Genomic DNA, 13,388 nt, shown 5'->3' on the forward strand with positions numbered 1-13,388 from the left:
AAAGAAAAAGCCAATGGGAACCAAGCTCTACTGGCGAGCATAGTCATCCTGGAAGCGAATAATATCATCTTCGCCTAGGTACTCACCATTTTGCACTTCGATCAGAATCAGGGGCACAACGCCAGGATTCTGGAGGCGATGCTTCGTACAGGCCGGCACATAGGTGGACTGGTTTGGGGTCAGGAGTTCGGTTTTGTCGCCACATTCAACGTGGGCCGTGCCCGACACAACGATCCAATGTTCACTGCGATGGTGATGCATCTGGAGACTGAGGCGATGACCTGGGTTCACTTCGATGCGTTTGATTTTGTAGCCTGGCCCTTCGTCAAGAATTGTAAAAGTGCCCCAGGGTCGAGAATCGGTGGGGCATGGCTGTGTTGGGGCCGTGGTTAGGGGGCTGGTGGATTGTCCCGTCAAGATCATGGGCGTTCAAAAACCGTAGATGACAACAAGAATAATTGTCTTCCATTATGGGTCAGGGACGGCAATTGTGTTGAAACCAATCCTGGAGCAAGCAGCGGCATTCTTTTGCCGCAATCCCACCAATGACCGGGACAGGGTGATTTGAAAAGGACGCATCGGGAAAATTAGCCACACTACGCAGAGCACCGGTCTTGGGATCGTCGGCTCCGTAAATGACTTGTTTTAGCCGGGCTTGGATAATGGCCCCGGCACACATCGGACAAGGTTCTAGGGTGACATAGAGGGTGCAGTCCTGGAGGTGCCAATCTTGACGAATATGGCCAGCCGCACGGAGCACCAGAATTTCAGCGTGGGCGGTAGGATCTTGGGTTTTTTCTTTGCGATTACCGCTCTGGGCAAGGCATTGATTTTTGCCATCGACGAGGATGGCACCAACAGGAATTTCCCCAGACTGTCCGGCAATTTTTGCGAGGGCGATCGCCTTTTGCATCCAGTGGTAATGGCGTTGATATGCCGCTTGGGTAATCACTGGCGCAGTAATACGTTTAGCTCGCCTTTTCGGTCAAGGGCAAATAAATCTGTGCAGCCGCCGATGTGGGCGTTGTTGATGAAAATCTGGGGGACCGTGCGTTTGCCGTTGGCTCGTTCTGCCATTTTTTTACGGGCAATCCCATCCCCATCAATTTTGTATTCCGTGAAATGCACCCCTTTAAAAAAGAGCAACATTTTCGCCGCGATGCAGTAGGGACAAGTCCGCCAAGTATAAATTTCAACCTTGGCATTAATCCCCGTGGCCTTTTTTCCAAATAGCGACTTTAGGCAATCAAACATTTTTGACCAAAAATAATGGGATACAAGCCCCGTCCTTCTAGGACGGCTTTTTCTTAGATTTTAGACTCCTGATCAGCTCCCTTAATACATCCGTCTTGGTTCTGCCAACAGCATTGCAATACTCTTCTAGGAGCTCAAACTCGTATTGCTCGATTCTAAAATCTAATCGTTTCTTCATGCCAATACCCGGTTTTATGCTGTACAATATTAGCATGAAAGCAAAATATCAGTACCGATTCTATCCAACAGACCAGCAACGCTAGAGTTTAGCCCAGGTGTTTGGTTGTGTGCGGGTAGTTTGGAATGATGCCTTGGCGATTTGTCGGCAGTCTGAAAAGCTGCCCAGTAACAACGACTTGCAAAAATTGGTGATTACTCAGGCCAAGAAAACGGAAGAACGAAAATGGTTATCGACCGTTTCTAATATTCCGTTGCAGCAATCGGTTGCTGATTTGGGTGTTGCCTACAAAAACTTTTTCGCCTCGCTCAAGGGCAAGCGAAAAGGAAAAAGAGTCGGTACTCCCAGGTTTAAAAAGAAAACTGGGAAGCAATCGGCACGGTTCAGGATTGGTGGCTTTTCCATCAAGGGTGCTGAGGTATATCTTGCGAAAATTGGTAATGTGAAGCCGATTTGGTCAAGAGAATTACCATCCAATCCGAGTTCAGTCACGGTGATCAAGGACGCCGCTAACCGCTACTTCCTGAGCTTTGTAGTGGAGATTGAGCCTGTTCAAGTTGATGCTAAAAACCACAGTATCGGCATTGATTTGGGTATCAAGACCTTTGCGGCAATGAGTAACGGGGAAATGATCAAAAGTCCAAGTTATTCGAAGCTGGATAAGCGCCTGAGACGCAAGCAAAAGCAGTTTGCTCGTCAAGTGAAAGGCTCTAATCGTCGAGAGAAGACTCGGTTACAGATTGCCAAGCTGCACAACAAAATCACTGATACCCGTAAAGATTTTCTGCACAAGCTATCGACTCGCGTGGTCTATGAGAACCAAGTGATCACGCTAGAAGATTTGAATGTGTCAGGCATGGTCAAAAACCGCAAGCTAGGCCGTGCGATCAGTGTGCAGGGATGGCGTGAATTTCGGGTGTTATGTGAGGCTAAGTCTGATAAATTTGGGCGGCAATTCAATGTGATCAGTCATTGGGAGCCGACCTCTCAAGTCTGCTCAGACTGTGGCTACAACTGGAGCTCTCGGTTCGCTCTGTGCTTTGCCTCAATTGCGGCGCGGAACACGACAGAGATGTAAATGCAGCCAGCAATATAAACAAAGTCGGGATAGGGCATTGCCACGACTTTAAACGGGCACGGCTCGACCGTAAGACTACTGCGGTAGCAAGTTGAAATGATGTGTCAAGAATCCCCGCGCCTTCAGGCCGGGGAGTATGTCAACAGAGTCGTTAGTCCGGGATGGTCAAAGGATAGTTGATCAGCGCCTCGGAAGTCTCCCATAATTGTTTGGCGATCGCCTCGTCCTTGGCTTGGTCTGATTTTTCGACTAGCCCTGGTTTGCCGGACATCTCCCCGAAGCCCTGGGGGCCAAAATAATCGCCTCCGGTTGCCGTGGGTTCGAGGGCCGCCATTAATGTTGGCAAGGCTCCTTGTGCGACGGAATTCGCGAAGAAAGGCACAAAAATCAAGCGGATGAGACCCGCTAAAAATGCCGGGATGTAGCGTCCAAGCTCTGTGGGGGCGATGCCTGGGTGAGCCGCGACCGAGAGAATTTTCTTGTTCTTTGCCGCTAACCGCCGTTGTAACTCCACCGCAAACAGTAAACAAGCCAGTTTACTTTGGCCATAGGCCGCCGTCGCCGAATAGTTTTGCTCGGACTGTAAATCTTGAAAATTAATTTTGCCAAATTTGTGGGCGTTGCTACTGAGAGAAACAACCCGTGATTCTGTTGTGTCGGGCATCAAGTCAATTAAGAGCGCCGTTAAAAGAAAATGGCCCAAATAATTGACGCAAAACTGGCTTTCAAAACCCTCTACTGTTTGGCCATAGGGGGGAAACATAATGCCCGCATTGTTGATGAGGAGATTTAAGGCTTGCTGTTGTTGGCGGTAGGTCGTCGCAAATTCTTTGACAGAGGCTAATCGACTTAGGTCTAGCTCCATTGTCTCCACATTGGCATCGGGAAGCTGCTGTCGGATTTCGGTTGCGGCCGCTGTTGCTTTTTCCATATCCCGACAGGCCAAAATCACATGACACTCTGTTTTTGCTAAACCGAGGGCTGTTTCAAAGCCAAGGCCTGTATTTGCGCCGGTAACAATGGCTTTTTTGCCCTGTTGTGAAGGTAGACTATCGAGCTTAAAGGTCATTCAAAAATATCTCCATTAAGTTTTGCTGAAACGGCACTGGTTCAAAGTCGATTGTAACGGGTTGAATTTCTGGGGGGTGGGTATCGAACCGGGTATGGGGTGAAAAATCCGCCAGGCGATCGCAGCTCATAATTCCTTGGCCTGCTGCCCTTAATGCCGGGTCTGGGTGATAAGTCTGCAAAAAATCCGTTAATGTCGTTTCCAGCTCAGCTTGCAAAACCTCTTGGTGCCAGAGGGCATGGTTCAAAAAAGGCACTAATAGGGCCAGCAAATCCCGCGTGACAATCACAGCCATCTGGGTTTCATCTTTCAAGCAGGCAAAACTTTTGAGCAATTGACCATCCGCCCCTATTTCACAGCCAGTCTGACCCCGATCCCACACCTGATCGTCGATGAACAACGACCCACCGCCAAAATCTTCCTCGAAAGGAAAATGAGTGTGGACACAACCCACCGAATAGCCAGAAGGCCTATTGCGACCGAAGTAAGCAAAGCGATAACTACAAATATCTTCGATGAGCCATGTATCCGGGTGTCTTTGGGTATGGGCTTTGGAAAAAGAATCTTGCAAGGTATGGAGGGCAGCCCCAATGAATTTTAGACCCGTCATTTTTCGGTGTCGCTGCTCGCCAATTTCGGAGTCGCGTTGTGGGGATAATGGCCCGGCCATGGAGGCAACACCATGGATAATCGTATCTTTGATGAAATTATGGGATAACCCACAGGATTCATGGGCACTGATGGATTCTTCCTGGGAATCCCCCAGATAGTTGCGGGTAAATTGTGTAATTTGGGAGCGATTGTCATCATGACGAATCATGCCCGCTAATAATTCATCCCGTTCCGCCTGAGATAAAGCATCCCAATCTTCTGGCCCCACTAAAATTTGCATCAACTGCTCCGCAAAGGGACGATCCAACCCGGGAAAATCTACTAGGGTATTGCCATTAAATAAAGGATGGGCCTGACGATCCATGGAGCCGACGGGCGTGCCGTAGAAATGACGTGTCAGGGGATCCGGGCTTGCTTGCAGTTGTTCAAGGGCAAAAAGGGTGAGGTATTCATGGCCAGGAATTAGGTGAGTCATAAAGGCTTCAACTTTGGTTCCCTTGGCCAGCCAGACCACCACCAGACCCCAAAGGACTCGATTCAATAATTTCATGATCTCAAGCTATTTTTTCCCCAGGATGCAGGACTTATTCTTTATTTTCTACCAGGAATGGATGGGGGTGAGAAAAATGTTTAGGGGGATGGGCTTCGACTAAGAGTTGCTGGGTGATCACACTGGCGATCGCCAAGATAAAACCTGCGTACACTTTTCCTCGAATGATCGCCTAATCGCCATAGAATTTTTTCCATAAGCATTAGGACTATGGCCAAAGGATAAAAGAAGAAACTTTTCCCGGTAGAAAACCGAAACAACAATTTAAAGTTTAGTTGCAAAATCTCCAGAAAAAGGCACTCGATCCCTGCTTTCTCTGTCGGTTAAAAACAGATCCATGCCAGGCATTACCCTGTAGCTCTTTTCAGTTTTGCGCCCCACGCTGCTTGAAGCCATTTATCACTGGGTCACATTGCATAAGTATCAATACGCTGCAACTAGTCCTTAGTATCTACTGTTTTACAACTGAATAAAAAGAGGTAGCATTCGATGAAAACGCTTACTTTCCTAATGATTCCGGCAATGGCATTGTCCTTAATTCCACAGTCTGTTCTGGCCTGGAATGCTTACCATCTCTACAACAAAGATGGGACAGACATCTGGGCCATTGAATGTGCAGACGGCACACTCCACAGCTACGCAGGCAGCTCCGGTGGCCTTGGTACTGTGGGGCCAGCCCTTTGTGAAGATCATGGTGGCATTGCCAATCCTGATGGTGACCTGAAACCAGTCCCTGCAACGGTTCACGAAGTCGATTCATCCTTGGGCGCTCCAAAACCAGAACCGACCACTCCCAATTCCCGACCCCAAACCTTTGAAAATTGGCATTTCTAAACGTGAATAGTGTCAGTCTAAAACAAGAACAAGGAATCTAGACTGACACTACTTGATCTCACTTGGAAAAATTCTTTGTATTTTCTACTTTTACTTTGAGTGATTTCATCAATAAAACTTATTTCTAGAGGTTGTATGCCTCTTTTTGAATAATCAATAAGCTGCGCTAAAAAGGCCAGAATGATTTTTTCTATAGGAAACTTACTGTGACTTGCAACAATCGTTAATATATATGGTCTAAATGGGAAAGAAGTGGTAAAAAACGTAAAGAAATCCATAATTACGTATCCACAGCTCTTGATGATTGCTGGTGGTCTGCTCTAAATTAAAAATGACAATTAAACAGTCAATTGCGCCACTTTTAGTCACTTTTTGCTTAGGGTATTTAGGCACCAACCAAACCTTAAGTATCGCCGCAAATTATCCTTTAGAGACAGACAGACCATCTTACGGAAATGGGCGAAGTGACCAAGGCAAGACTCAAAAAAAGCTATCTGGCTATGAAGCAATAGAATTCATTGCGCAATCCCCTTTGAGTTCGGAATTATTTAATGATAGTCAAATCAGTCCAGAACAAATAGATCTCGAAGAAGGGATTTTCCCAGAACTACCGATTCGCCAAGATTTAGAAGATCAAGATACAGAAGAGCTAGAACAAGATTTCAAAGAGGCAGCAAGTGAGTCCGAAAATCTTGATAGAAGGAAAGAATTAATAAGACGGTTTATGTTGCGTTCTCTTGCGATTAGCTCACAAAGATATCCATTTCTAATCGATCCAACTGACAATGTAACGTTCGAACCGCTCCAATTTAATCCTTTCGAGCTAGAAAACTATGGTCAATTTGATCTGCAAATTAACAACAGTGATTTTGTAATTGATAAAATTACCTATGGCCTCTTTCCTAAAGAAAATCAGTTCTACTGGGTTCTCCCTAATAATAGAATTGTATTTGAAACCCAAGGCTGGGTTGGTGGTCTTCGATATCAGGGACAGACTACAGATATCCGAGAAATACGAGATGCTCGCCAGGAAGTCTCATTTTGGGGATTACAAGCAGTTTGGAATATCCCAAGAATACGTACTAACGGTTCTGACGTTGTGGATATTTTGCCCATTGAAGAATTACGCCAGGCAGACATCACAACATTTGCTGGACAAGTCACTTCAAATGATGGCTTTCCTGGTCAAGTGATTATTAATAGCGGTATTGATCTCAATGATCCCAACATTATTGATATTAGTGAACTTTTAAATTCTCCACCAGGCTTAGGAGAAACATCAACTAATTCTACCCAGGGGGGCAAAAATCTTTTCGAAGGACTAGAAGATGAACGGACACCAATTATTCTACAGGCATTTCCAACCAGTGACTTAAGTAAATTATTGGAAAACAACGTCGATCTCCGTGAAGGTGAGTTTATCCCTAGAGAAAATTTGACAAATACAGGCATTGTTTTTGGAGATGTAATCAAGGGCGACAGAATTGAGATTGACCTTGATTTCACTTCAGTACCGGGTGTTAAGTTTGCTCGTCCCTTTGATGACTTCAAAAATCTCGATCTTTTGAATGTTTTGGTTAATCCAGATTTAACAGGAAAAGAATATGACCGACGGTACTTAAATTCATTACTCTGGAATGGGATTCGTCGTAGCCCAAGAATTGATAATGCTAGAGTCACTACAGAAACGACTAGTTGGTATCAAGGATATCTAAGTCGTCCTCATAAGCGCGCAGCCATCACCTACCATGCTGAAGAGCCTTCAGCCACTTTTACAGAAATTTTTGCTAACCCTGGCCTTGGCTTCACAGTCGGCAGTTGGGGAGATAAATTTGACGGGATTCAGTCTCTTAATATTACAACGGGTTTGCTTTTAGGAGGAATTTTCGAAGCAGTTGATGAGGATGGTGTTCAGGACTCATTAAATACAGCAAAAGAGCTCTTTGAGCAGGGAAAACTTACTTCCGGATTAAATACAAAAGCAACTCCCCAGGAATTACGAGAGCTTGGTTTACGTTTAGATAAAAGTCTCTTATATGCTGATTTTAATACTAATATTGCACAAACATCAGGACGCCTAACGTCTGATAGCTATGTTACACCCAAAACTTCAGAACTATGGCAACTCCGTACTGGATTATTTCCGCGTCGTGTTCAAGTGATCGAAGAACAACAGTTAAGCTCAACCGCAGGACAACCTTTTTTCTCCAAAGTTGATATCTCACAATTTGGGCAACTGACTTTTATTGGTGTTCCTACTTCAGAAGATCGCTTATTTGAAACACCAGAAGAAACAAATAGTACGCCTGCATCTTCTTTTCTCTCTCTTGGAACGCCACGAACAACTTTTGGCACTGAAGTTCTTTTAACAACACCCAATGGACAGCGTTTTCTACAACGCTTTTCGACGGATTCTACCCAATTTAGTAGTTTACCGAATGCAATTAAAAGTTTTGACATTGCTTTTGATCGGGTTAATATCGCTCAAATTGATCAGATTCAATCTCTTACTTCAATTTATGAAGGTATCGCTTATGTTCCAGCTATTGAATTGGCCTATGCAGGTTCTTCCGATCTTTGGTATTACAATCTTAATGCGGGTGTTTGGGCTACCTTTAATAGTCAAGTAGCTCCTGGTGTCACAGAAAAAGTTATTGATAATAACGAGCCAACAATTGGTGCTTATTTAAAGGGTTTTGCAAACGCGATTCAAGAAACTCCTATTCTTAGTGGCAACTCGATGGCCATGGGAGTCAAAGCCTATGGCCCCACATTTCGTTTTAATGCAGATACTCAAAGTCGCTTTAATTTAACTTTAGGTTATGAATATGGTGAACGGCGTCCTGGGCTGGGTTGGACTCTGCGACCAACGCTATTTTATTCTCAGGGTACTAGTGTTGATGAAGAGGAAAGTCTGCAAAACTGGGTAGGACTACTAGATGGACAAATTGGTTGGCAATCGGGTTTAAGCATCATTAATCGTTTAGAGGTTGGAGAACAGCTTTTTGCAAGTTTAACAGCACGACAGCGGCTCAATCCTAATATTTCAATTGGCATTTACACGCAAAATTTTGATAATGAGATTTCTGGTTTAGGTCAGCGGATAGAGGGGAATTCAACAGGATTAATCTTGCGCTATGATTCGACTAGAAGTCGTACGTCTTTCTATGAAGGCCGGATTGGGACAAGTGATGCAGGTTTAGATTTCGAATTTCGCAGTCGCTTTGTTTTCTGATCTGAATAGATGCAGTCAAAAAAAATATTTAACTAGAGTGAGTAAAACTTCAAAAAATAGCTATACATAGCATAAAAAAAGAGAGGTAATAAAGGTTCATTACCCCTCCAATTTAATTTCATAAACAAATAGCTTCTAATAGCAAAAATTATTCAAGAATTAAGCTCATTTAAGGTACCGCTAGAATGCCTGCTGCTACCTCAACATCACTTATGTCAAAGCCCAGTAAGGTTTGAATATCATCAACATCGCCGGCAACGCTAGATAGATTATCAAGATATCCTCCTTCAGCAAGGGCCTGGAAGATAGCGTTTTTGGTGTCAGTGGTAAGGCTAGGATTGTTATAGACAGTGGCGATTACCTGTTCTAGAGATCCACCACCTTGAATTGTTTGCTGAATTGCATACTGAAGGATGCCGTCGATATAGGGGGCAACATCTGCTGCATTCAATGACAGTTGATAGACAGGGGAGTTATTAACATCTTGGAAAATAAACTCAGCGTATTTGAGGAAGTCAGAGAGAATGACAGTGGGATCGAAAGAACCAGTTAACTCAACATTGGCCGCAACAAACCCTTCATCAGTAACTGTCAGTGGAGCAACTGCCTCTACTTCAAAACAGATAGGATCTTCTGCTGGTTCTAGACTTGCTAGGTCACCGGCACAAATGCTATTTGCTGTAGCCAATGTCCATTGGATAGTATCAAGGTTTACCCCAGTACCATTGACATCATTGAGTTCTGCGAGGACTTCTTGAATTTTGGGAGCACCACCCACTAGGGTTAAGTTATTCAGAGCGAGGAAAGATCCCAGAGTCCCAACACCAGTATTTCCAGGAAGAGCAAGCCCAGGAAGAGTACTAGGCAAAATACCAGGCGGGAATAAAGTCTGACCAGTATTAAAAAGTTGAGGTGTATTTAAGGGTCTATAGCCCAAGCTGATCTCTGCAGAATTGAAGCGGCTACCGGGACTGTCTACCTCAACTGCATAGGCAGAAATTGCTTCGCCCGCAGAGGTAAAAGTGACAGAACCAGAAACGGTATCTGCAGCAGCAGGATTAATCGCCATCAAGGAAACAGTAGCCATAGTGGCTGTTCCACTTAAAAGCTTTACAGAAAGGTTTTTCATCGGAATAATCTTTTATCCATGATAATTAGGCAAACTCTAAGCTGAAAACCAAGAATTCTAAGCTATTAGAGCTAGATATATTGACGAAGAGTTAGAGTTTTCAGAATATTAACAAACTTTTTAGAAATGTGAACAAAGAAAAATGTGAAGTTTCATTGAAATATTCAATATGCATACTCATTTTCTCAAAAGTTATAAGTTAATGGCTCTGGCTCATAAAATCAGCTCAAAAACAAATTTTGTATTGGTATATTGTTTTGTACTTTTGGAGTGATATTTAAACTTTATTGTGTTTTAATTGGCTCGACCTATTGGCATTTTGAATTGAAATCACGCAACCAAAGCCTAATGGCTTGGCCAACGGAACCTTGGGAAGCATCACGGGGTGGGTTGGCTGGTTGACTAGGATCGGGGTTGGCAAGGCTAGAAACTACATTGGCGATCGCCCAACCGTTTTTTGTGGGCGTTAGAAACAACCAATAGTAGTTTTCAAAGCTAATTTTTTGGGTGTCGCTGTATTGGGTTTCTAGGGTAGTGAAAAAAACTTGCTCCGTAGTATCAGGCACCGTAGGCGTATATTGACGATTTTTGAGGGGCAGAGGATTAAAATTGCCTGGGCTAGCGATGACAATATAATTAAAACTATCTTCGGTGCGGTCTAAATTGCGCGCCCGTTGGATCACCCGATTGCCGTAGCTGGGTAGATCTTCTAGGAGTTGGGGCACGATTTCTGTTAATGGTGCGTTGCACTTGGATTGGGCGATCGCCTGCGTTGAGCAGATTCCGAAACTGCCGCAAATTAATGTGAAATAAATGGCGAAGGAGCGGTTAATCATCGTGTTTTTGGAGATGTGAATAGATGACCCATGCAATTACCCCGGGCAAAACAGGGAGAAAAATTATTCTCCCCTGTCTGTTTAGTTTAACTCTCGGCTTAGTCGGCAGCCTCAGCCCAGGTTTTCGCCCAGGCGAGGATCTCCTGGACAGCTTCAGGGTTGGCCGCTTCACTATATAACCGCAGTACAGGTTCAGTGCCGCTAAAGCGAATCAACAACCAACTTTGATCAGCGAGGCGGAATTTATAGCCATCTTTGGTGTCGCAGTGAAGCACCTCACGGTTGGCAATCGCCTTGGGGGGATTAGTCGCAAGCAGCTTTAAAAGGCGATCGCGGCTGGAGAAGTCCCGCAAATGTAGATCAATGCGGTCGTAAGCTCCATGGAAATCAGCTTTGGTTTGCAGAGAATGGTAAATCTCGCCGAGGTCTTGATCGAAGGTGGCGATCGCCTCCAGTAAATATAAAGCTGCAAGGAGAGCATCCCGTTCGGGAATGTGATGGCCGTAGCCAATGCCGCCGGACTCTTCTCCACCGAGGAGAACCTGAGTCTGTTGCATCCGTTCGGCGATGTATTTGTAGCCAATGGGCGTTTCAAAGACTGGCAAATCGTAGTATTTGCTCAAACGTGGGATTAAATCAGAGCCGCTGACAGTTTTAACAACCTCTCCCTGATATTTGCGGTTTTGAGACAAATGGGCCAATAAAATTGGGATTAACTTTTGGGAACTGAGAAACGAACCATCTCCGGCCACAGCGGCAATGCGATCGCCATCGCCATCAAAGACAAACCCCACCTGAATTGCGTTTGAATTTTGATCATGGGCGGTGCGGATTGTGCGTTGGAGCTGGGACAAATGCTTTTCTAAAGGTTCCGGTGGCCGCCCCCCAAACAAAGGATCTGGCTCGCTGTGGATTTCTTGGATCGCAGTATTGAGCAGTTGAGTGAGGCCGCCCGCCGCCGCCCCATACATTACATCGGCAAAAACCTGTAAACGGCCACTGGCGATCGCCTGACGAATTTTTTCGAGATCCACCAGTTGCTGTAACCCGCTGCAATAGTCCTGCCACGGGTCGAAATAGTCTAGGCTGCCCATCGTTAAAGCTTGAGGTTCACTGTCCGCCTCTAGGCACGCCTCAATTTGAGCGGTAATTTCCTCGGAAACCGAACCGCCGAAAGCCCCTTTCACCTTCAAACCCAGATAACCCGCCGGATTATGGCTAGCCGTTAGGGCGATCGCCCCCAGAGCCTTTTGGTGATGGGCTGCATAACTGAGGGCCGGGGTGGGTGCATAGCTATTGGCCAGGAGCACGCGAACGCGAAACCCTGCCCCCTGGATCGCCTCTGCGGCGGCGAGGGCAAACTCATCTGCAAGAAACCGCCGGTCATAGCCGACAATCACTGTATTATCGTCAGCCTGATCCGCGAAATTTTCTTTTAAAACATGGGCCGTGGCGATCGCCACCCGTTGCACCCGTTCAAAGGTAAAATCCGCTGCAATAATGCCACGCCAACCGTCTGTGCCGAACCGAATCGGCTGTTGATTTCCAAACGCCAACACAATCTCTGCCTCAACAACTTAAAAACGTCCTTTAGCAGTTTAGTTGCTGGGGAAGTCCTGACCAACATAAATGGTGCGCGTCTGACCAGCTCGCTCCAGGATGACTTGGTTACTCTGGGCACCAATCAGCTTCCAACTGCCACTGCCCAACTCTTCCCCAAGGCGAAACCGTTGGGTGGTGCCATTAATTTTGAACAAGGCTTCAGAGCGATCGCCCGCTTCCAAAACTCCCACCAGGCTATACATCGTCTTCGGCGCAGCAGGAGGCGCAGGCACATTACTAATGCTTGGGGTTGCTGCACTGGGTGCGGGGGGAGGCACGATGGCTAAGGGGGCTGGCTTTGTTGGTTGTGGTGGCGGGGGAGGGGCGATCGCCATTGGTGGTTCCACGCTGGGGGGCGGCGGTAATAAGGCTAGACCTTGAGATAAATTCGCACTGCCATTGGTGCCCGCATTGGGCGGATAGACCGGAATATAAATGCGTTCAATGACCTGTGGCCCCGAATTTGTCTCTGATTCTGGTGTTTCTGCATCCCCTTGGCGATCGATATTGTCGAGGGCCCGTTGAATATAGTTCGCAAATTCTGTTCCCGGCTCTGGGTTTTCTGGGGGGACTGTCTCCGTCGCAGGGGGCGTAGAACGACCGAGGAATTGCGGCATTTTTAACTGATCATTCGCCGCTAACCACAAAACACCTCCCACCAAAGAGGCACAGGAGCAGATAAATAGGAGTCGCTCTGTGTAATAGCCCCAGCCCCGTTTTACCACCAATTCTGCGTCGATTTCCTCTGGCGGAAAGGGGGGTTCCTCTGGCGGAGGCCCCATGAGATCTCCCTGGGTGACTAATACCGATTGCATCGGTCTGACTTCCGGTTCTGGCGATCGCCTAAAGGATTGGGGCGGTTGGCGATCGCCTAAGAGCTGATCAATATCCGCAAACACATCATCCATGAGACGGTTAGCCTCTGCTTCAGCAGACCAAGAATCAGATTCTAGGGAATCCAAGGAAGTTGTGCGCAGTTCGTTCATATCACCAAGAGGGGGGCAGAAAAAT

Annotated in this window: 12 protein-coding genes and 1 pseudogene; 3 read left to right on the plus strand and 10 right to left on the minus strand. The window is 46.1% G+C overall.

The window, feature by feature from the left end; translation table 11 throughout:
* Positions 1-27: 27 nt before the first annotated feature.
* Genes AWQ21_RS10085 through grxC form a run of 3 tightly spaced genes read right to left on the minus strand, consistent with a single transcriptional unit; the run spans position 28 to position 1,254 of the window.
* Entirely contained in the window at positions 28-423 is a 396-nt protein-coding gene (locus tag AWQ21_RS10085) for a phosphomannose isomerase type II C-terminal cupin domain (protein WP_065714430.1), read from the minus strand.
* 52 nt (positions 424-475) lie between these two features.
* Complete coding sequence (gene tadA, locus AWQ21_RS10090; RefSeq protein ID WP_232314945.1) at positions 476-952, minus strand: tRNA adenosine(34) deaminase TadA; 477 nt, start codon at positions 950-952, stop codon at positions 476-478.
* Entirely contained in the window at positions 949-1,254 is a 306-nt protein-coding gene (gene grxC / locus AWQ21_RS10095; protein WP_065714431.1) for a glutaredoxin 3, read from the minus strand. The genes tadA and grxC overlap by 4 nt, the downstream gene beginning before the upstream one ends.
* A 212-nt stretch (positions 1,255-1,466) precedes the next feature.
* On the opposite strand from grxC, the pseudogene AWQ21_RS10105 reads away from it, so the two are divergent.
* A pseudogene (locus AWQ21_RS10105) lies at positions 1,467-2,605 on the plus strand (RNA-guided endonuclease InsQ/TnpB family protein).
* 56 nt (positions 2,606-2,661) lie between these two features.
* On the opposite strand, the gene AWQ21_RS10110 reads toward AWQ21_RS10105, so the two are convergent.
* Together AWQ21_RS10110 and AWQ21_RS10115 are read right to left on the minus strand one after the other, a co-directional pair.
* Positions 2,662-3,579, minus strand: coding sequence for an oxidoreductase (locus tag AWQ21_RS10110; protein WP_065714432.1), 918 nt, complete (start codon positions 3,577-3,579; stop codon positions 2,662-2,664).
* Positions 3,569-4,741: a hypothetical protein gene (locus AWQ21_RS10115; RefSeq protein ID WP_065714433.1), complete on the minus strand. Its 1,173-nt coding sequence runs from the start codon at positions 4,739-4,741 to the stop codon at positions 3,569-3,571. The genes AWQ21_RS10110 and AWQ21_RS10115 overlap by 11 nt, the downstream gene beginning before the upstream one ends.
* Before the next feature lie 489 nt (positions 4,742-5,230).
* Between AWQ21_RS10115 and AWQ21_RS10120 the strand changes: the two genes are divergently transcribed.
* Positions 5,231-5,575, plus strand: a complete 345-nt coding sequence (locus AWQ21_RS10120; RefSeq protein WP_157094737.1) for a hypothetical protein — start codon at positions 5,231-5,233, stop codon at positions 5,573-5,575.
* Positions 5,576-5,592: 17 nt separating this feature from the next.
* Here the strand turns inward: AWQ21_RS10120 and AWQ21_RS10125 are convergent, their stop codons facing one another.
* Positions 5,593-5,853, minus strand: a complete 261-nt coding sequence (locus AWQ21_RS10125; protein ID WP_065714435.1) for a hypothetical protein — start codon at positions 5,851-5,853, stop codon at positions 5,593-5,595.
* Positions 5,854-5,906: 53 nt separating this feature from the next.
* On the opposite strand from AWQ21_RS10125, the gene AWQ21_RS10130 reads away from it, so the two are divergent.
* Complete coding sequence (locus AWQ21_RS10130; protein ID WP_065714436.1) at positions 5,907-8,810, plus strand: hypothetical protein; 2,904 nt, start codon at positions 5,907-5,909, stop codon at positions 8,808-8,810.
* Between the two features lie 169 nt (positions 8,811-8,979).
* Here AWQ21_RS10130 and AWQ21_RS10135 read toward each other — a convergent pair whose 3' ends face one another.
* The 4 genes from AWQ21_RS10135 to AWQ21_RS10150 all read right to left on the minus strand — a co-directional run bounded on the left by AWQ21_RS10135 (position 8,980) and on the right by AWQ21_RS10150 (position 13,363).
* A complete protein-coding gene (locus AWQ21_RS10135) occupies positions 8,980-9,897 on the minus strand; it encodes a hypothetical protein (protein ID WP_157094738.1) in 918 nt (305 codons plus the stop codon).
* Between the two features lie 350 nt (positions 9,898-10,247).
* Positions 10,248-10,775: a hypothetical protein gene (locus tag AWQ21_RS10140; RefSeq protein ID WP_083998004.1), complete on the minus strand. Its 528-nt coding sequence runs from the start codon at positions 10,773-10,775 to the stop codon at positions 10,248-10,250.
* A gap of 98 nt (positions 10,776-10,873) precedes the next feature.
* Entirely contained in the window at positions 10,874-12,331 is a 1,458-nt protein-coding gene (locus AWQ21_RS10145; RefSeq protein WP_065715304.1) for a phosphoglucomutase/phosphomannomutase family protein, read from the minus strand.
* Between the two features lie 42 nt (positions 12,332-12,373).
* The gene (locus AWQ21_RS10150) at positions 12,374-13,363 is read right to left on the minus strand and encodes a hypothetical protein (protein WP_065714438.1); all 990 of its coding nucleotides are present in this window, start codon (positions 13,361-13,363) and stop codon (positions 12,374-12,376) included.
* Positions 13,364-13,388: the final 25 nt, after the last annotated feature.

The organism is Picosynechococcus sp. PCC 7003, from assembly GCF_001693255.1.
GTDB lineage: Bacteria > Cyanobacteriota > Cyanobacteriia > Cyanobacteriales > MRBY01 > MRBY01.

Coding starts and splice junctions, on each gene's coding strand:
- AWQ21_RS10085 (WP_065714430.1), bottom strand. CDS start 423: ATGATCTTGACGGGACAATCCACCAGCCCCCTAACCACGGCCCCAACA.
- grxC (WP_065714431.1), bottom strand. CDS start 1,254: ATGTTTGATTGCCTAAAGTCGCTATTTGGAAAAAAGGCCACGGGGATT.
- AWQ21_RS10110 (WP_065714432.1), bottom strand. CDS start 3,579: ATGACCTTTAAGCTCGATAGTCTACCTTCACAACAGGGCAAAAAAGCC.
- AWQ21_RS10115 (WP_065714433.1), bottom strand. CDS start 4,741: ATGAAATTATTGAATCGAGTCCTTTGGGGTCTGGTGGTGGTCTGGCTG.
- AWQ21_RS10120 (WP_157094737.1), top strand. CDS start 5,231: ATGAAAACGCTTACTTTCCTAATGATTCCGGCAATGGCATTGTCCTTA.
- AWQ21_RS10125 (WP_065714435.1), bottom strand. CDS start 5,853: ATGGATTTCTTTACGTTTTTTACCACTTCTTTCCCATTTAGACCATAT.
- AWQ21_RS10130 (WP_065714436.1), top strand. CDS start 5,907: ATGACAATTAAACAGTCAATTGCGCCACTTTTAGTCACTTTTTGCTTA.
- AWQ21_RS10135 (WP_157094738.1), bottom strand. CDS start 9,897: ATGGCTACTGTTTCCTTGATGGCGATTAATCCTGCTGCTGCAGATACC.
- AWQ21_RS10140 (WP_083998004.1), bottom strand. CDS start 10,775: ATGATTAACCGCTCCTTCGCCATTTATTTCACATTAATTTGCGGCAGT.
- AWQ21_RS10150 (WP_065714438.1), bottom strand. CDS start 13,363: ATGAACGAACTGCGCACAACTTCCTTGGATTCCCTAGAATCTGATTCT.